Genomic DNA, 19,265 nt, shown 5'->3' on the forward strand with positions numbered 1-19,265 from the left:
CATACAAAAAGAACGCAACTCAATTAGCTGCGCTCTTTATATGTAATACTTTATACGCTTTATCAACTATGAGGCCTTGTTCGACCAGACATGTAACCCCTATCTATCTATATACGTAGTCAGGGACATATTTTTTGCTGACCAAATATATACAAATCCATTAAGTTGTATACTTATATCTATGGACAAAAATACCTGACAGTTGTAAATCCTTACCATACGCACATCAGCCTCTTAGCTTGTATATCCCGATAATGTAACGATTTGATGATTTTCGTAATACTCTGTTACATAATCAATGAAAGTTTTCACTGCAATAAGCTTTGTACTTACTTCATCGTGGAACAAATAGGTAGAACGTACCAATGGACGATTATCTTTCATCCGCAAAGGTTCTACATAAATACCATGTTCACGGCAACTACCAAGTCCTAAATATGGTAAAATAGCCCAACCTAATCCTTCTCGCACAAAGTGACGGCAAGTCACCATAGAATCCAGTTCCATGGCTGGTCTCACATCCCCCACGCTATGTTCTTTCTTCCAATTTTCTACCACTGTCGCAATGGATCCATCCGTGCGATAGTTAAGCATCGGAATATCTCGTAATTCCTTGTAATCTACAGGATGTTTATAGACTAAACAATAGGGTTCATCAAAAAGACGCACACCATTCGGCACATGATTATATTCACCACGGGCAAAGGCAATCATCACCTCTCCAGAATTAAACATTTTATTCACATGGGAGCTATACCCTGTCTTTACTTCAATACGAATCTTAGGATACTGTTTTGTGAAATTATTGAGTAAATGAGGCAACTCATAGTCCGCAAAATTAATGGATGCAGCAATTTTTAAGGTACCTTGTATTTTTCCCGTCACCTTTCCAATATTTTGTCGCAATTCCTCCCGGGACCGAATCATACGTCGGCAATAATCGTAATACAGCTCGCCTTCTGCAGTTAACGCAATGCCATCATTAGCACGAATTAATAAGGGACGCCCTAAAATATCTTCTACTTGCTTTAATCGATAGCTTAATGCAGGTTGTGAAAGAAATAATTTTTCTGCTGCTTTCGTAATATTGCCTTCTTCCACCACTGTGACGAAGGTTTGCCATTCTTTTGCTTCCATATACAACCTCCTTACTTGTGTTAATCTATTATATATTATCTCATATATCGAAAGATTTGCATACTAAAAGGGAGAGCTTATAGCTCCCCCCTTTTATAAATGTGCTCTCACAAATTAACGATACATTACCGACGACCGAAAACGCGAAGTAGATTGATGAAAATATTGATGAAATCTAGATATAAACCTAAAGCACCAATCAATTCAACACGTTCCAGAACACTTTCATCTTCATAAGCTACTTCCATTATGGTCCGTTTAATGCGATATACATCATACATGGTAAATAAGGAAAAAATCCCTACGGCTATATAGCTGTATACTAATAATCCAAAGTCGCTAGCACCAAAGAACATCATAATCAAACTAGCAATGAGTAGCGCAATCACTGCACCCATTAAAAATGTGCCTAATCCAGACAAATCTTTTTTTACCACTACTCCTAAAAAGGCAAAGCTACCAAATACCGCTACAGCCCCTGTTAAAGCATATACTACCACCTCAAAGGAATAGTGTAACGCGATAGCGGTCAAGGTCAATCCATTCATAATAGAATAGAGGAAAAACATAGCTTTCAAAAATGTGTTAGACGCCGTGTATTGACGGAAGGAAAATAAGAACACTACCGCCACTTCAGCTAACAAAATGATATTAAAGTTGGAATGGGCAAAGCGCAACCAACTGGAGTTCGTCAACGCCATAAACCCAATGATGGCTGTAGTCAATAAGCCCCACACCATCCAAAGCATAGAATTGCGCAATTTACGATTTACAATTTCTTCTACTACCACTGTATCTGCTTGTGTAGGAATATGATACTCCATAATTACCTCCTATCTTGCGTTTGCAATACCTTCATAGACATTACCACGAATACCATCGACTGTTACCACTTGACCATTTGTCAATTGCGATTGCTCATGAGCACCTAAAATAACAGGAATACCAAATTGAATGCCTGCAATAGCTGCTGTCGATGTGTATCCTTCTTCTGCGGTAATAATAGCACCAGCTCGTTTCGCTAATTCCATATATTCAGGTTCTAAATCACGAACTACTAGAATACTTCCATCTGTCATAGACTCTGTAGAATCAGCGTGATGGATTGGTCCCGTTACAGATAGTTTACCAACTCCACGACCTTTGGTCAATACATTACCAGTGACATGAACACGAATCATATTAGTTGTACCAGATAAGCCAGATGGCACACCAGCTGTAACAACCACTAAATCACCAGATTGAATCAATCCTTCTCCTAAGGCGGCACTCATAGCGCAGTGTACCATTTCATCTGAATTGGAGTGGGATGGTCCTTGAATCGGTGTCACCCCCCAGTATAACTGCATACGGCGTACAGCATGTTCATGTGGTGTGACTGCAATAATTTGACAGTTTGGACGATGACGAGAAATACTCATAGCTGTAATACCCGATTCAGTACAAGTAATGATCGCACCAGCTCCCAAAGAACGTCCTACTTCAACAGTAGCAGAACAAATAGCATCTGTCGTTTTTGCTTCTTCTAACGGTACTGTATGATTACTATTCACATATAAATCAGATGTTTCTGTTACTTTTGCAATACGAGCCATAGTTGTTACCGCTTCCAATGGGTAGTCCCCCCCTGCAGTTTCCCCAGATAACATGACCGCATCAGTACCATCTAATATGGCATTCGCAACGTCACTAGCTTCTGCTCTTGTAGGTCTTGGATTGGTTACCATGGACTCTAACATCTGGGTCGCTGTAATCACAGGCTTGGAGGCGGCATTACATTTTTGAATCATCATTTTTTGCAATACAGGCACTTCTTCGGCTGGAATCTCTACACCCAAGTCACCACGAGCCACCATTAATCCATCAGAGACTTCTAAAATATCATCTAAATTATTAAGACCTTCTTCATTTTCGATTTTAGAAATGATACGAATATCTGCCCCTTTGGATTCCAAAATACGACGAATTGCCACTACATCGCTGGCCCGTTGCATGAAAGAAGCTGCTACATAGTCCACACCCATTTCACAACCAAATACCAAATCTTTTTCATCTTGTTCCGACACTGGCGGCAAGGATAAGGATACTCCTGGTACAGCCACTCGTTTGCGATTGCTCATCATACCCGTGTTCATAACAGTCGTATGAATCTCCGTGCCCTCGATAGAATCAATACGCAATGTCACTAATCCATCAGATAAGAGAATTTGTTTTGCCTCTTTCACATCTTCTGGCAATCCCGCATGATTCACGGAGCAAATCTCCTTCGTTCCTTCCACATCTCTTGTAGTCAACGTAAAAGCTTGTCCTTCTTCTAAACACACTTTGCCTTCTTTGAATAAGCCAAGGCGAATTTCAGGGCCTTTTGTATCTAGCATTAATGCCACTGGAATACCTGTTCTAGTAGAGGCTAAGCGAACGAGCTCCATACGCTTTGCTTGCTCTTCATGAGAACCATGAGAGAAGTTAAAACGTGCCACGTTCATACCTGCTCGCAATAAGGATTCTACCATTTCTAAACTATCTGTACTAGGTCCCATGGTACAAACAATCTTTGTTTTTTTATTCATTTCTATCTCCTTATAGTAACTCTACTGCATTGGCCCCTAGTAAGGCTTGCACACGCCCAATAGATTCTTTTGATGGGGTGAAATAAAAACTACGGTTCACCGCTAAGCTGCGTTTTTGACGTTGCAAGAATAGAGTGACTGGTGTATCTCCTTGTAATTCTTGCAACAGCTTTTGTAATTGTTGGCTCACTTGCGGTGTATCATGAGCTATATCAATATGAATACGAATCTGTCGTACTCTATCATATTCTACTTTCAATAATTGTACGGAACTAGCAATGCATTGCACACCTTTTTCATCCGCATCAATGCGTCCCTCGATAGCTACCACACCATCCCGTTGCAATAGCATATGACTTTTTTGATACCCTTGTGGGAATACTACCACTTGTACGGTGCCTGTGAAATCTTCCAAGGTTAAGGTGCACATTTTTTCCTGTTTCGCTTTCGTTAATCGATCTACTTTTTCCGTAATCAATCCACCAATAGTAACAGTTTTGCCATCAAAATCTTCTGGATTTTCTGCTAAGCGCCCTAATTGAAACAGCCCTTCCAATTCATCACGATAGGCATCTAAAGGATGGCCCGTAATATAAAAGCCGGTATATTCCTTTTCATCTTTTAGTTTCAGCTCTTTGGGCAAGTCTGGCAGGTTAGGAACATGGATAGTTTCCATTTCCTCTACCTCCGCAAAGAGACTCACCGCTCCTAAGGCACTATTTTTTTGTCCTTTAGAACCAATCCCTTGGGCTTGTTCATAAATCTGCAATAGCTGATTACGATTTTCTTTGAAAGAGTCCATCGCCCCGCATCGGATTAAACTTTCTAACAAGCGCTTATTCACCACACGATACGGAATGCGTTCGCAAAAATCAACAATGGATGTAAATTGTCCATTGGCCTTACGCTCTGCAAGCAATTCTTCAATAGCATTATCACCTACATTTTTGATACCACCTAAACCAAAACGAATTTGTCCATTTTGTACGGTAAACATACGCTCCGAATGGTTGATATCTGGTCCTAATACAGCCACCTGTTTCGCTTTACACACATTGATATAATTCGTCATTTTATCCATATTACCCATAAAGCTTGTCATAGTAGCAGCCATAAACTCTGGGAAATAATGGGCTTTCAGGTACGCCGTTTGATATGCAATATAGGCATAAGCGGCAGAGTGGGATTTATTAAATCCATAACCTGCGAAATATAGCAAGAGATCAAATACTTCATTGGCTAGCTTCTCATCGATACCATTGTTCACAGAACCAAATACAAAGGAATCTCGTTGTGCTTTTAGTACAGATTCCTTTTTCTTACCCATGGCACGGCGCATTAAATCCGCCTGCCCCAAGGAGAATCCCCCCATAGCAGAGGCAATCTGCATAACTTGTTCTTGGTATAGAATAACCCCAAATGTATCCTCTAAAATAGGCTCTAATATAGGATGTAAATAGGTCACTTCTTTTTCTTTATGACGACGCTTAATAAAATCTTCTACCATGCCCGATCCCAATGGTCCCGGACGATAGAGGGCCACTAAAGGAATTAAATCTTCAAAATGTTCTGGCTTCAAATCCATTACTAATTTTGTAATCCCTTCCGATTCTAACTGGAAGACCCCTGCTGTTTCCCCTTTACATAAGATTTCACAAGATGCCTTGTCATCTAACGGGATGGCATCCAAGTCTAGCTCAACACCATGATTTTCCTTAATGAGGCGTAGTGCCTCACCCATCACTGTCAACGTACGAAGTCCCAAAAAGTCCATCTTCAATAGGCCTAGTTCTTCGATATTATCTTTATCATATTGCGTGACAAAACCATCTTCATTGGAGTTTTGTACCGGCACATACTCATCTAATGGTGCTGCTGAAATTACGACCCCCGCCGCATGGGTAGAAGAGTTTCTCGCAATGCCTTCTAAGCGCAAGCAAAGATCAAATAGTTCTTTTACCGATGCATCACTTTCATATAGATCTTTGAGTTCTTTTACCTCTAAAGATTTTTTCAAAGTGATACCTAGCTCATTGGGAATCATCTTAGCTAATCGATTCACCTCTGGCAAAGGCATATCTAGCACGCGACCTACATCACGAATAACAGCACGAGCCGCTTCGGTACCGAAGGTAATAATTTGTGCTACTCGCTCTTGTCCATATTTTTCTGTCACATATTCGATGACCTTATTCCGAGTTTCATAGCAGAAGTCGATATCGATATCGGGCATGCTCACCCGCTCCGGATTCAAGAACCGTTCAAAGAGCAAATCGTATTTAATAGGATCTAGACCTGTAATCCCTAATAAGTAGGCTACCACTGACCCTGCTGCACTACCACGACCCGGGCCTACTAGTACCCCATGTTCACGAGCATATTTAACATAGTCCCAAACGATGAGGAAGTAATCTTCAAAGCCCATGCGACTAATAACACCTAACTCATAATCTAGTCGCTCTTGTAATACCGGTGTTACCTCTGGATAGAATTGAGGAATATAGGACTCACAAACTTTACGCAAGTAAGAATGTGCTGTTTCCCCTTCTGGTACATCAAATTTTGGCAAATGGTGTGCATCAAAATTGAACTCTACATGGCAACGTTCCGCAATCTTCAAGGTATTATCCAAAGCTTCTGGAATATGACCAAAGAGTTCTTCCATCTCATCGCCGCTTTTCATGTAAAACTCATTACTGAAAAACTTCATGCGATCTACATCATTCCGCCTTGCACCCGTAGCAATACATACCTTAATATCATGAGCTTCCGCATCGTCTGCATAAACATAGTGAAAGTCATTAGAACATACAAGTCCCACACCATATTGCTTCGCCATATCTACCAACACATCTTGAACACGTAATTCCTTAGGATCTCCATGGTTCTGAATCTCTAAGAAAAAGTTCTCTTTTCCATAGGTCTCAAGACACCATTCCAAAGCACGATGAGCGCCCTCAATGTTGTCCTGTAATATTAGTTGCGGAATTTCTCCTGCAATACAAGCACTCAAAGCAATAATTCCTTTGTTGTAGGTAGATAGCAAATCTCGATCAGCACGTGGCTTGCGGTAAAACCCTTCTGTAGAGGATTTAGATACGATTTTTACAATATTTTCGTATCCTTCCATGGTTTCTGCTAAGAGAATTAAATGCTTTAATCGTTCATAGGTCTTACCTTCAGGGCGGTCAAAACGACTGCCTTCGGTCACATATACTTCACATCCTAAGATGGGTTTGATACCTTGTGCTATGGCCTCTTTATAAAAATATATGGCTCCATACATATTACCATGGTCCGTTAACGCTAGGGCAGGCATATTGAGTTCTTTCGCACGACTCACCATTTGTGGCAATCGGCTAATGCCATCTATGAGGCTATATTCACTATGACTATGCAGATGTACAAATGGTCTCATGTGCCCTCCTTACTAACGTAACGCGATATGCTTTCATTCCTTCTATTATATCATAATTTGCATATTTCAGTGTACCGTGAAAGCGTTTGTCATCTATCAATCCATGGATACTTACAAAATAAAAATGCCTATGTAATCTGTATAACAAACTACATAGGCTTTGCATTATTTAATAAACTTTACTTCTTGGTAGATAGATTCTAACACTTCTTCTTTTTTCGCATTATACTCTACTTTTTTCTGTTCAAACCAGTTATTGCCTTCTGTATCAATGGATACAATTAAAGGACCAAACTCTTTCACACGACATGTCCAAAGCGTTTCTGGCATACCTAGCTCTCGCCAGTTAGCGCTTTCAATTTCTTCCACTTCTGTAGCCGCTAGTACAGCATTGCCCGCAGGAAATACTAGATGCAAGGCTCCAAACTCTTTACAAGCACGTTCTGTATTCGGTCCCATACCACCTTTACCAACAATAAGGCGTACACCGGTCTCTTTCACAAAATCGTACTCAAACTTTTCCATACGCATACTTGTGGTAGGTCCTACAGAGACCATTTCAAATGTGTCCTCTCCCAGCTCTCGGACGATAGGCCCCGCATGCAAGATAGCTCCATCCCGTACATCCACAGGCAATTCACGGCCTAATTCAATCAACCGACGATGCGCTACGTCACGACAGGTCGTAATATGACCCGTTAAATAAATGATGTCCCCTGCTTTAATACCTTCTAAATCTTTCCGCTGAATCGGCGTTGTTAATACTTTCTTTTCCATTAATATGTCACCCCACTATGCGATAGAATTGTACATTGTCCATCTTTATCAAATACCATATGGCCTCTGCGGTGATTCCAACATCCCACATTAACTGCTACAGAAATAACCGATGGATGACGAGCCCCATGCTCAATATTAACACCTAGCAAGCACTTATCTCCACCCATACCTTGTGGGCCAATATGCAAGGAATTAATCCCATCTTCTAGCAATTGTTCCATTTTTGCTGCTCGTTCATTAGGTGCCACGGAACTCACGGGTCTCATTAACGCTTTTTTTGAAAGTAACGCCGCTGTATCAATAGACGTAGCCACACCGACACCAATTAACAATGGTGGGCACGCATTTAATCCGTAGGATGTCATCAAATCTAAGACAAACTTTGCTACTCCTTCATAGCCTTCTCCAGGCATCAATGTTTTACCGCTACCTGGCAAGGAACAACCACCACCTGCCATATAAGGGAAAATTTCAACATCATCTCGATCTGGCACGATATCCCATAAAATATAAGGTGCTAAAGTACCAATGTTTTTTCCAGTATTATATTCATCAAACGTTTCTACACAATTATGTCGAAGCGGAGTTTCCTGTGTTGCTTGATACGTTGCATTTCTCAAGATACTTTCCAATTCACCAAGCAATGGATAATTAGCACCTACTTTTACCCAATATTGCAATACTCCTGTATCTTGGCAGGATGGGCGACTTAACTCTTTTGCTAACTTCATATTTTCTTTCATAGTTGCATAAATTGTTTTCGCTAGCGGATTTCGTTCATCATTCGCTAATTCTGTAATTTTTTCTTGTACATCGTCAGGTAATACTTTAGCAACATGGCCTACAAAATCACTAACGATCTTTGTCATTCGTAACACTTGTTCTTCTTTATTCATAGAAACCTCCTAAATTATGGGTAAAAGGGAAAGAATATTGGCAAAATAATTAATGACACGATTGTCACTATCACAATAAGAGGAACCCCTACTTTCACGTAGTCCATAAAACTATATCCTCCAATGTTATACACCATGGTATTGGCGGGCATACCAATTGGTGTTGCATATGCACAAGATGCCCCGATAACAGTAGCCATCAACACCGCTTTGGGATCTGCTCCCATAGACTGTGCTAATTGCAAACCGATAGGCACCAACAGTGCTGTGGCTGCCGTATTAGACATAAAGTTTGTTAATACAGCGGATAAGATAAAAATCACTGCCATCACAATATATGGACTTGGATTGCTACCTAATAACCCCATGATCGTATTTGCTACTACAGAACCCGCACCTGTTTTCACAAGAGCTGTAGCAATAGATAAGGAACCAACGAACAAAAATATTGTTTTCATATCAATGGATTTTACCGCCTCTGTTTCAGTCACCACATTCGTAGCCACTAAAATAAGTGCCCCAATCCATGCAGATACATAAAGTTTAACACCAATTTGAGTTTCAAAAATCATTGCTAAGATAGTACCTACCAATACCAATGTCGCCATCCATTGTTTCCATTTTGGTACATGGCTATAATCTTCCACTGTATCATAGGTAGAGTCTACAGCACGACTTGGTGTGTCTGGCAATAATTTATATCCCAATAACAAGAAGTAAATAATACCTACTAACAAAATTGGTCCACCAATTAAAGCATAATCAAAGAATCCAAAGGATAAGCCAATTTTTTCTAATCCTGCTTGTGCGATCATATTTCCTGGGGCCCCAATTAAACTAAGATTACCACCCATAGCCGATGCCAATACTAAGGGGATTAAAAATTTTGATTGATTAAATCCTGATTTTTGTGCTATCCCGATTGCAACAGGAATCAATACCGCTGCCGTTCCCGTATTAGACAAGAAGCCCGATAATAATCCTGTAATTAGCATAACTGCGACAATGAGCATTTTTTCTGTGCTAGCCATTTTTGTAACTACACTACCTACCACTTGTGCCACACCAGTTTCAAAGAATGCTGCACCCACGATAAACATAGCCATAAATAAAAGAACATTACCATCTACAAAGCCTGCAAAGGCCTCTTTAGGAGATAAAACTCCAGATAAGACTAGACCAACTGATACTAACATCGCCGTAATCGATAAAGGTATCTTCTCCCATACAAACATGACTATGGCAAACACTAAATAACATAACGTAATACTAACTGCATCCATTCCATTCCTCCTGAATCTCTAGCACCGTATTAATATATGCCCTCATTATAGCTATTTACACAACTCCTCTCTATCCAATATTCATCATCATACAAAACTATAAAACTGTAGATTTTTCTTATATTTTTATAGTTTTAAGCTTAGAATATATAAAAAAACACCATGTTATTACATGTAATAACACAGTGTTTTTCATCATTTAATATATTCACATTATTTTTATTATATAAAAATATACCTACATACATATTATTGCATATATGCAAGCAAAGTATACCTACCTCATTCTAGGGTCTGCAATAGCTGCTGTAATTCTTCTTTAACCCTCTGAACCTTACTAACAAGGCTTTGTTTTGTATATTCATTTTCCTCATACTTCACATTTTCTCTAGTCAGGTAACTTCCATACATTGTTAATATCCCCTTAATTTCTGTATCATCAGAGCTAATATATTCTTTCCAATCTTCTAACACTGTATGACGCTCAATTCTCTTTGCCCGTTCACGATAGGCAGAAGGAGTTAGTTTAAAATGTTTTTTAAACGCACTATTAAAAGCTTTTACGTCAGGGAACCCACAATAACTTGCAATATGAATAACCATATCATCCGTATTTACTAATCGTATCGCTGCCTCACGCAATCGCATACGTGACACATATTCTAAAAAAGTAATCCCCAGCTGCCGTTTAAATAGTTGAGAGGTGTAGCTTTCAGTATATCCGCCTACATCAGCAATCGTTGCTAACTCAAGACGGTCGCGAAAATGTTCATCGATAAAATGAACCATCCGTTCAAAATTTTCTTCTTGATGCAATATCTTAGTGGATAATTGATTCTCGTATCGACTAGCCAGTATAATCTCATACACATCTGACAACACTGTATATATAACACCATCTACCTTCATGGTTTCTAGCGCACTAATGCTTATTTCTGCAGTATGATGATTCATAATATACGCTAACGATTGGCGAAGCTCTTTATACCTTTCAGCAATATTTATATCTTGTGTGGAGACTGACACAAATCGATACTTCATAAAATCCTGATCATACTGCAAAAACCATTGTGGTTCTACATGAAAGACGAGAGCAATCGTATCCTCTTCTAATGCCAATGTAGCATGCCCACATTGTGATGAATACAAAATCATGTCATCTCGTTGTAATGTATAGGTCTGCCCCTCTACACACACTTCTAAAGCTCCTTTTAATACCCATAATAACTCAATATGATTATGCCAATTATAATGATAGGTGGAAATACGATATATGTGACTTTTAACTTGTAATAACCCTCTATCAATAGTGTATCTAAAATATTTCATAGGAACCTCTTAATCTCTATAATTGTACATTACCTAACCCTGCTTATGTATAATATTCCTTCATCTCCGCTTTCACTTGCTCCCAATTTGGCAACACATCGCTCATAACCTTATAAAAGCGTGACGAATGGTTCGGCTCTATAAAGTGCGCAAATTCATGGACCATCACATAGTGAGCAAACTCCGTAGGCCCTAATAGCAATCGAGTATTCATAGTGATAATTTCTTTTAAAGGCATACAAGATCCCCAACGGCTCGTCATGTACCGCAAGCGCAAGGTCGGTGTCGGCACTGTATACCCCGCTTGTTGAAACTCACTATACACTTGTTGTGCTAACTCTTCCATGAAGTCCTGCCCAAGAGTTTTCCAAAAGCTAAGCCACATTCGTTCTACTTTGCTAGCATCCAAGGTCTCATGATCACTTGGATATCGCACTAGCAATATATCATTTGCTACTGTTACTGCATAAGTAGAGGCGCTCCCGCCCCATAGTTTTCTGTGTGAAAGACTACCTTGTACGGCTTTCCTTTTTGATGAACTACCTTGCAATGGAGAATCTGACGGAGTATCGCTTAATTGACTATCCTGCGAAGATGTTTTCAAGTAGGCAGATACTGTATGAGGCTTTTCTAGTACTACTCGATACATCTTGCCCATCACAATGATTTCTGTATCTAAATCTGGTACCATCGGATGACCGCCTCTGCTTTTTCGATTTTGCAGCGCCTTTTCTATGAAAGTTCGATGACGACAGATGAAGGCTTCAATCATTCCTAGGGGGACACGAGGGGAGGCAGACACTCGTACTACGCCACTGGTGGTGACACGAAGATTCATGTTCTTCACGCGTTTTCTATGCAGTTCATAAGTAATGCTGCCATCTGGCAGTGTGCGAAGTTCTTTCATCCTATCTCCTGTATTTCCTATATCATTACTAATGTATTACTTATATATCTATTATAGGCTTTCACCCCTATAAAACACAACAAAATAGAGAAAGCCATGGTATCCCACTACTTTCTCTATTTCTATGTACATAGACTATTCCTAGTCTAGTATATGTAATTATTTTGCTGCTTTTGCTGCTTTCGCACGAGCAGAACGATCCAAGATGGCTTTACGCATACGGATGTTTTCTGGTGTTACTTCTACCAATTCGTCATCGTTAATCCACTCTAAGGCTTGTTCCAAGCTGAAGATACGTGGAGGTGTCAAACGAACTGCCTCATCAGAGGAGCTAGAACGCATGTTAGTAACATGTTTCTTTTTGTTAGGGTTTACGTCCATGTCATTTTCACGAGCATTTTCGCCGATAACTTGACCTGTGTATACTGGCACATTAGCACCCAAGAATAAAGTACCACGGTCTTGTACAGAGTTCAAACCATATGGTGTTGTTTCACCATCTTCGAAGGCTACCAAGGCACCGCGGGTACGGCCTGGGATATCCCCTTTGTATGGTGCATAGCCATGGAATACATGGTTCATGATACCATTACCTTTTGTAGCTGTTAAGAATTGTGCACGGAAACCAATCAAACCACGAGCAGGTACTACGAATTCCATACGTAAGTAACCAGCTAATTCAACCATGTTGATTAACTCAGCTTTACGAACACCTAAGTTTTCCATAACAGCGCCCATAAATTCTTGTGGCACATCGATAGTTAAATGCTCCAATGGTTCACATTTTTGACCATTGATATCTTTGAAAATTACACGAGGTTTACCCACTTGCAATTCGTAACCTTCACGGCGCATAGTTTCGATCAATACTGCCAAATGCAATTCGCCACGGCCAGATACTTTGAAAGAGTCCGGAGAATCTGTTTCTTCTACACGCATGGATACGTTAGTTTCTACTTCTTTGAACAAACGGTCACGTAAATGACGACTTGTTACATAGTCACCTTCACGGCCTGCGAATGGAGAGTTATTAACGGAGAACATCATGGATAATGTTGGCTCATCGATAGAGATTGTTGGTAGTGCTTCTGGATTTTCTGCATCCGCTACAGTCTCACCGATATTGATGTCATCGATACCTACGAAAGCGATGATGTCGCCCATGCCTGCTTCATCTGTTTCTACACGATTTAAGCCATTGTATGTGTACACACGGCCGATTTTGCCTTTACGAGTGCTTTCGCCATTCATCAACACCACTTGTTGATTGGTTTTCATGCGACCACGAACGATACGACCTACTGCAATTTTTCCTACGAAATCATCATAGTCAAGTGTCGTTACCATGAATTGCAATGGACCATCGATGTCGCCTTGTGGAGCAGGAATTTCTTTGATCAATACATCGAATAATGCAGTCATATCTGTGGAATCATCTTCCATGGATGCTTTTGCAATGCCATCACGAGCAGAGGCATACACCACTGGGAAGTCCAATTGATCATCGTCTGCTTCGAGTTCCATGAACAATTCTAATACTTCGTCTTCTACTTCATGAACGCGTTGGTCAGGACGGTCAATTTTGTTGATAACCACGATTGGTTTCAAACCTTGTTCCAAAGCTTTGCGCAATACATATTTAGTTTGTGGCATTGGACCTTCAAAAGAGTCCACCAATAACAATACGCCATCAACCATGTTCAATACACGTTCTACTTCACCACCGAAGTCAGCATGGCCCGGTGTGTCCACGATGTTAATTTTTACATCGTTATGCATAACTGCTGTATTTTTGGAAAGGATCGTAATCCCTCTTTCACGTTCTAAGTCGTTAGAGTCCATTACACGCTCAGCAACTTTTTCATTGTCACGGAAAATATGACTTTGTTTAAGCAATGCGTCTACCAATGTTGTTTTACCATGGTCAACGTGGGCGATAATCGCCACATTGCGAAGATTTTCACGAATCATTCTATACTCCTTTATCTACTTAAGTAGGGTATTCCTAATATTTGTACAAATCGTACTACGACAGTCTATTATATACTTTATTTTAGGATTTTACAAGGAAAAAACGTCACATACTTTCATCCTATAACAGGCTATGAAAGTACATGACGTTTCTACTAGATATTTAATTTTCTAAATGCTCTAATACCCAAAGTACATTAACTTATAGATTAATGTGTATTTTTAGAATCGTTTCTTCGGCAAATGCCCGCAAAGATAGATCCTGTAAAGTTATGGATAATGGAGAACACGGCGCCTGCTACGGCTGCTTGTGGTGTAAAATGTTTCAACGCCAAGCTAGCTGCCAAGGCAGAGTTTTGCATTGCCACTTCGATTTGCATGGCACGGCGATCTGGTACGTTAGAACCAAATAGACGGCAAATGAAATACGTCACTACATAACCGCTCACATTTTGCACTAAACAAGCTAAGAAAATCATCACACCGTGCGCTAAGATATTATCACGGCTAACGGCAGTGACGCCAGCTAGGATAATTAATACAGCTACGGCACCTACTGTTGGTAATACTTCTTTCACAGGTTCAATGCGAGAACCGATGAAATAGTTTACAATAATGCCCAACGCAATTGGGACCGCAATGATTTTCACGATGGACATGAACATCGGCCAGAATGCAATATCTACAGTTTGTCCTGCGTATAAGACGATGAAGATTGGTGTTAACACTGGTGCCAACAAAGTGGATACTGTCGTTGCAGATACGGACAATGGCACATTACCATTTGCCAAGAATGTCATTACATTGGATGCGGTACCACCTGGTGCTGCCCCTAACAAGATAAATCCTAAGGCGATTTCTGGTGGGAATCCAAACAAGGTACCTACTAACCAACCTGCTAGTGGCATCCACAAGAATTGAATCAAGGATACCAAGATCACTTGCCACGGTTGTTTAAATACGTCTAAGAATACTTTCCCTGTTAAGGTTAAGCCCATGCTGAACATAACTAATTGTAACAAAGGAACTGTTTGTTTCGCTGCCCCCATGAATAGTTCTGGCACTAAGAATGCGATAACTGCCATAGCTAACACAATCCATGCTAGGTAATCATTGAACAAGCGATTAATACTACGAATAAAATTCATATGTAACCTACTTTCTATAAAAAATGAGAACTTTTCAATTATAACAAATATTTCTCTCTAATAAAAGGGATTTATCTTAAATTTATAATATATTTGTCCATTTATGTATTACAACTATTAGCTGTGATATGCATCGTATAGTTTTCGTCCCACTCTCATGATTATAACTAGACTCCGTTATTGTATATCAGAAAATGTTATCTACTTAATTGTATAATGCAATTTCACTTTAAAATAAAAAAGAAACATAAGTAACGATAACTCCTAACATCAATATTAGATGCCTAGATTCCTCATCACTTATATTTCTTCCTTGTGAGACAGTTGTATGTAAACTGATTAACTAGCTATTTAAAAACTCCTCGATTACAGGATTTTCCATCATCACAGCTTGTTCTTCCTCTGTGATAACTTGCACCTTATCTCGGTCCACATTAACCAAGCAGAGGAAGCCTAAATGATCGTCTTGGTTCGCACGGAATTGGTGTGCCATCAATTTAGGGATTTCAATCATATCTCCTTCTTGGACGTCTTCCACGGTGTCGCCTAGTAAACATTGGCCTTTCCCACGGAAGATCATGACCATATGCGTATGCTCATGGCGCTCCATAGTGCTATACCCACCTGGTTGTACCTCAAAATAACGGAATTGGCATGGAATGTCCCAAGCTCCATCAAACAAAACTTGACGGGTCACATCTTTAAAAGGGCTATTATCTTGCTTGTATACCAACGTGTCGACTCCATCCCAGGTGTATTCTTTTTGATTAAACTTGCGTATCATACTAACTCCTATAAAAGGGCCATCTTGAAATCAATCCAGATAGCCCCTCCTTGTATTCTAATATATACCCGGCATATCACCAGATAGTACGCCTTATTTGAATATTTTCTTAATAGCGCCCAAAATGCCACCATGTTCATGAACATAGTCTTTCACAGATTCCACTTCAAAACCTGTTTCGTCGATAGCTGCACGAATGGTTGCTTCATCCGTTTTAGTATGGTCAAAGCGAATCCGTACTTCTTTTGTTTTCAAATCCACAGTAGATTCTAATACGCCTGGCAACCCACGAACGGCCCCATTTACAGTGTTTTCACAGTTCCCACACATCATGCCTGGCACGTGAAATAATTTTGTAGTCACATTACCCGTGCTACCACAACCACAATCTTTACACATAGTTCCTCCTAATTATTTTGTTTATGACTATTTTTAGCCCCTAAATAAGGAGCAGAAATATGACTAAATTCATTATAGCACATCCTAATTATTTTGTTTATGACTATTAGTAGCACCAGCTTCTACATCAATGGTTTCCGCTTTTGCAGGTTCTTCTTTAGCTACTTTTTTATCGCCACTAACAGCATCTTTAAATTCATTAATACTTTTACCAATGGCCTTACCAATTTCAGGTAACTTTTTAGGTCCAAAGATAACAAGGGCAATAATTAAAATAAGAAATAACTCTTGTGTACCAAAATTAAACATACCTAATACCTCGCATTTCAAATCAATTAATTTTTATGCGCAGAATCATCTACATACCATTCTACTGGTTCATGAGTTAATACCGCACCTGGTAAACAATGGTCTACTCGATCCTCCCAAGAATATTCTTCATATTCTTTACGTTGGCGAAGCACACGAGCTAAGGCCGCCTCTTTAGAAGCGCCTACCACCGTGAACCACACAGATTTCGCATTCACCAGCATTGGGAATGTCAATGTCACACGTTCCCATACTTTGCCATCTTTCACAGCCACTACCATACGATCACGTTCATACAAAGCTTCCGATTTAGGGAATAGGGACGCTGTATGTCCATCATCACCTAAGCCTAGTAAGACTAAATCTATGGATTCCTTTTCTGTGCGCTTCAAGACCATTTTTACTTCTTGTTCATATTTATCTGCTGCTTCCTCCACAGTACCATTATTCGTTGGTACTGGATAATAGTGAGCCGCTCCCATAATATTTCCAAATAAGCGATCTTTTGCACGGCCAAAATTGTTATCTGGATTCGACTGTGGCACAAATCGTTCATCTACCCAAAGGAAGAAAATATGCTCCCAATCGATACGATTTGTATACTCATCAGAATCGAGCAACGAAAACAATGCATTTGGTGTAGTCCCTCCAGATACAGCCACCACGCAAGCACCCGTTTCTGCAATGCATTCGTTTGTATAAGTTAAAAAACGATCGGCCACTGCTTTCGCCACGTCATCTCCTGTAGGAAATGCATGAATTATATCTCTCGCCACGACCAAGATCCTCCTTCTAATAACTCTTCTGCCTCTTTTGGTCCCTCACTGAAAGCTGGATAGAAGCATAACGGTGTTTCTTCATCATTTCGTTCCCATGCCTCAATCAATGGCTTAAATAAACGCCAAGATTTTTCTACCGCATCATTGCGAACGAATAATGTTTGGTCTCCTAATAAACCATCTAAAATCAATCTTTCATAAGCATCTGGAATGTCTGCTAATTCCTTAGAATTGCTATAAGAAAAGTCCATTTCTAACGTATTGACACTTAATTTCGATCCTGGAGATTTTACCTCTAAGGACAATCCCATTCCTTCATTTGGTTGCATGCGAAGAACCAATACGTTTTGGTTAAAATCTTTCGCATGGAACGGTTTAAAAATGGAGTGCGGAATTGGTTTGAAAATAATAGCAATTTCACTTGATTTCTTCGGCAATCGTTTCCCTGTACGCAAATAGAACGGCACATCACGCCATCTCCAATTATCAATGAACAGTTTCAATGCCACATAAGTTTCTGTCGTAGACGTGGGTGGCACATTTTCTTCCTTCCGATACTCTGGGGCTGGACGTTCTGTATTACCAGAATCTGTATATTGACCACGCACTGCAATATCGCCTAACTTTTGACGATGTAAACCACGAATAGACGAAATCAATTTAGCGATTTCATCACGGTAATCGTCGGCATTAAAACTGGCAGGTGGTTCCATAGCAATCAAAGATAATACCTGGATCATATGGTTTTGCACCATATCACGCAAAGCGCCTGCCCCATCATAATAGCCAGCACGTTTTTCTACACCTAACTCTTCAGCCACCGTAATTTCTACACGTTCAATATATTTACGATTCCAAAGCGGTTCAAATATAGCATTGGCGAAACGAAGCATCAAGATATTTTGTACCGTTTCTTTCCCTAAATAATGATCAATACGATAGGTTTGCTCTTCTGTTATATATTGTTTTAATGATTCATCTAATGCGATAGCACTTTCTAAATCATGCCCAAAAGGTTTCTCAATGATTACTCGAGACCAAGAACCTACTTCTTCTAATAGCTTCGCCCCATGTAATTCACGGACGATAGGTTCAAATAACTCTGGTGGCATGGCTAGATAAAATAGTGCATTACCACCTGTGCAATGCGCCGTTGCCACACGCTCTAACTCTTCTCGCAACGCTACATACGTAGAAGGTTCTGTATATTGACCAGACACATAGGAAAAGCGTTCAATAAATGCTAATTCTTCTGCACTTGGTTCACGATCGCCTAATATGGATGCTTTCACTTGTTCACGAAACTCGTCGTGGCTCATGGCTGTCCGTGCTACGCCCACTACGGCTACCTTCGGTGAAAGCAAACCACGTTGAAACAAGGAATAAATAGCTGGTAATAATTTACGCTTTGTCAGGTCTCCAGAGGCCCCAAAAATAACGATGGCACCTGCACCTGGTGTATGTTCTATACATAATTCTTCTTTAACATTATAGGACACATTCATTGTGAATCTCCTCTTACATCATTTCCCAATGGAAATACTAATACTGTACC

16 protein-coding genes are annotated in these 19,265 nt (G+C 40.0%); all 16 read right to left on the reverse strand.

Features of this window, described 5'->3' with window-relative positions; translation table 11 throughout:
* Positions 1 to 234: 234 nt before the first annotated feature.
* The 16 genes from EO111_RS01055 to zwf all read right to left on the reverse strand — a co-directional run bounded on the left by EO111_RS01055 (position 235) and on the right by zwf (position 19,215).
* Positions 235 to 1,137 (reverse strand): LysR family transcriptional regulator, encoded by a 903-nt coding sequence (locus EO111_RS01055; RefSeq protein WP_062401016.1) that lies wholly within the window; start codon positions 1,135 to 1,137, stop codon positions 235 to 237.
* A gap of 125 nt (positions 1,138 to 1,262) precedes the next feature.
* On the reverse strand, positions 1,263 to 1,961 hold the full coding sequence (locus tag EO111_RS01060) for a Bax inhibitor-1/YccA family protein (protein WP_062401019.1): 699 nt from the start codon (positions 1,959 to 1,961) through the stop codon (positions 1,263 to 1,265).
* A 9-nt stretch (positions 1,962 to 1,970) separates the two neighbouring features.
* The gene (gene pyk / locus EO111_RS01065; protein WP_062401021.1) at positions 1,971 to 3,707 is read right to left on the reverse strand and encodes a pyruvate kinase; all 1,737 of its coding nucleotides are present in this window, start codon (positions 3,705 to 3,707) and stop codon (positions 1,971 to 1,973) included.
* 10 nt (positions 3,708 to 3,717) lie between these two features.
* Positions 3,718 to 7,125 carry a DNA polymerase III subunit alpha gene (locus tag EO111_RS01070; RefSeq protein WP_127010235.1) on the reverse strand — a complete coding sequence of 1,136 codons (3,408 nt, stop codon included), beginning with the start codon at positions 7,123 to 7,125 and terminating at the stop codon, positions 3,718 to 3,720.
* 165 nt (positions 7,126 to 7,290) lie between these two features.
* On the reverse strand, positions 7,291 to 7,902 hold the full coding sequence (ttdB, locus tag EO111_RS01075) for a L(+)-tartrate dehydratase subunit beta (protein WP_127010236.1): 612 nt from the start codon (positions 7,900 to 7,902) through the stop codon (positions 7,291 to 7,293).
* Positions 7,902 to 8,801, reverse strand: a complete 900-nt coding sequence (gene ttdA, locus EO111_RS01080) for a L(+)-tartrate dehydratase subunit alpha (RefSeq protein ID WP_009352839.1) — start codon at positions 8,799 to 8,801, stop codon at positions 7,902 to 7,904. Before ttdA ends, ttdB begins: the two co-directional genes overlap by 1 nt.
* Positions 8,802 to 8,815: 14 nt before the next feature.
* A complete protein-coding gene (locus EO111_RS01085) occupies positions 8,816 to 10,084 on the reverse strand; it encodes an SLC13 family permease (protein WP_127010237.1) in 1,269 nt (422 codons plus the stop codon).
* A gap of 282 nt (positions 10,085 to 10,366) precedes the next feature.
* Positions 10,367 to 11,413, reverse strand: coding sequence for an AraC family transcriptional regulator (locus tag EO111_RS01090; RefSeq protein ID WP_009352958.1), 1,047 nt, complete (start codon positions 11,411 to 11,413; stop codon positions 10,367 to 10,369).
* Positions 11,414 to 11,456: 43 nt separating this feature from the next.
* Entirely contained in the window at positions 11,457 to 12,320 is an 864-nt protein-coding gene (locus EO111_RS01095; protein ID WP_127010238.1) for a M48 family metallopeptidase, read from the reverse strand.
* A 159-nt stretch (positions 12,321 to 12,479) separates the two neighbouring features.
* Positions 12,480 to 14,291, reverse strand: a complete 1,812-nt coding sequence (gene typA / locus EO111_RS01100; protein WP_009352910.1) for a translational GTPase TypA — start codon at positions 14,289 to 14,291, stop codon at positions 12,480 to 12,482.
* 209 nt (positions 14,292 to 14,500) lie between these two features.
* Positions 14,501 to 15,439 (reverse strand): bile acid:sodium symporter family protein, encoded by a 939-nt coding sequence (locus tag EO111_RS01105; RefSeq protein WP_009352921.1) that lies wholly within the window; start codon positions 15,437 to 15,439, stop codon positions 14,501 to 14,503.
* 343 nt (positions 15,440 to 15,782) lie between these two features.
* Positions 15,783 to 16,223, reverse strand: a complete 441-nt coding sequence (locus EO111_RS01110; RefSeq protein ID WP_009352998.1) for a cupin domain-containing protein — start codon at positions 16,221 to 16,223, stop codon at positions 15,783 to 15,785.
* Positions 16,224 to 16,316: 93 nt separating this feature from the next.
* On the reverse strand, positions 16,317 to 16,622 hold the full coding sequence (locus EO111_RS01115) for a heavy-metal-associated domain-containing protein (protein WP_009352905.1): 306 nt from the start codon (positions 16,620 to 16,622) through the stop codon (positions 16,317 to 16,319).
* Positions 16,623 to 16,706: 84 nt separating this feature from the next.
* Complete coding sequence (locus tag EO111_RS01120; protein ID WP_009352849.1) at positions 16,707 to 16,931, reverse strand: twin-arginine translocase TatA/TatE family subunit; 225 nt, start codon at positions 16,929 to 16,931, stop codon at positions 16,707 to 16,709.
* Between the two features lie 26 nt (positions 16,932 to 16,957).
* Positions 16,958 to 17,707: a 6-phosphogluconolactonase gene (gene pgl / locus EO111_RS01125; RefSeq protein WP_009352975.1), complete on the reverse strand. Its 750-nt coding sequence runs from the start codon at positions 17,705 to 17,707 to the stop codon at positions 16,958 to 16,960.
* Entirely contained in the window at positions 17,692 to 19,215 is a 1,524-nt protein-coding gene (zwf, locus tag EO111_RS01130; RefSeq protein ID WP_126940591.1) for a glucose-6-phosphate dehydrogenase, read from the reverse strand. Before zwf ends, pgl begins: the two co-directional genes overlap by 16 nt.
* Between the last annotated feature and the right edge of the window lie 50 nt (positions 19,216 to 19,265).

The sequence above is a fragment of the Veillonella sp. CHU594 genome, from assembly GCF_003992265.1.
GTDB lineage: Bacteria > Bacillota > Negativicutes > Veillonellales > Veillonellaceae > F0422.

What these genes read in the sequence shown, in the direction of transcription:
- EO111_RS01095 (WP_127010238.1), bottom strand. Translation starts at nt 12,320, where the DNA reads ATGAAAGAACTTCGCACACTGCCAGATGGCAGCATTACTTATGAACTG.
- ttdA (WP_009352839.1), bottom strand. Translation starts at nt 8,801, where the DNA reads ATGAATAAAGAAGAACAAGTGTTACGAATGACAAAGATCGTTAGTGAT.
- EO111_RS01055 (WP_062401016.1), bottom strand. Translation starts at nt 1,137, where the DNA reads ATGGAAGCAAAAGAATGGCAAACCTTCGTCACAGTGGTGGAAGAAGGC.
- ttdB (WP_127010236.1), bottom strand. Translation starts at nt 7,902, where the DNA reads ATGGAAAAGAAAGTATTAACAACGCCGATTCAGCGGAAAGATTTAGAA.
- pyk (WP_062401021.1), bottom strand. Translation starts at nt 3,707, where the DNA reads ATGAATAAAAAAACAAAGATTGTTTGTACCATGGGACCTAGTACAGAT.
- zwf (WP_126940591.1), bottom strand. Translation starts at nt 19,215, where the DNA reads ATGAATGTGTCCTATAATGTTAAAGAAGAATTATGTATAGAACATACA.
- EO111_RS01105 (WP_009352921.1), bottom strand. Translation starts at nt 15,439, where the DNA reads ATGAATTTTATTCGTAGTATTAATCGCTTGTTCAATGATTACCTAGCA.
- EO111_RS01070 (WP_127010235.1), bottom strand. Translation starts at nt 7,125, where the DNA reads ATGAGACCATTTGTACATCTGCATAGTCATAGTGAATATAGCCTCATA.
- EO111_RS01120 (WP_009352849.1), bottom strand. Translation starts at nt 16,931, where the DNA reads ATGTTTAATTTTGGTACACAAGAGTTATTTCTTATTTTAATTATTGCC.
- EO111_RS01085 (WP_127010237.1), bottom strand. Translation starts at nt 10,084, where the DNA reads ATGGATGCAGTTAGTATTACGTTATGTTATTTAGTGTTTGCCATAGTC.
- typA (WP_009352910.1), bottom strand. Translation starts at nt 14,291, where the DNA reads ATGATTCGTGAAAATCTTCGCAATGTGGCGATTATCGCCCACGTTGAC.
- EO111_RS01115 (WP_009352905.1), bottom strand. Translation starts at nt 16,622, where the DNA reads ATGTGTAAAGATTGTGGTTGTGGTAGCACGGGTAATGTGACTACAAAA.
- EO111_RS01060 (WP_062401019.1), bottom strand. Translation starts at nt 1,961, where the DNA reads ATGGAGTATCATATTCCTACACAAGCAGATACAGTGGTAGTAGAAGAA.
- EO111_RS01110 (WP_009352998.1), bottom strand. Translation starts at nt 16,223, where the DNA reads ATGATACGCAAGTTTAATCAAAAAGAATACACCTGGGATGGAGTCGAC.
- EO111_RS01090 (WP_009352958.1), bottom strand. Translation starts at nt 11,413, where the DNA reads ATGAAATATTTTAGATACACTATTGATAGAGGGTTATTACAAGTTAAA.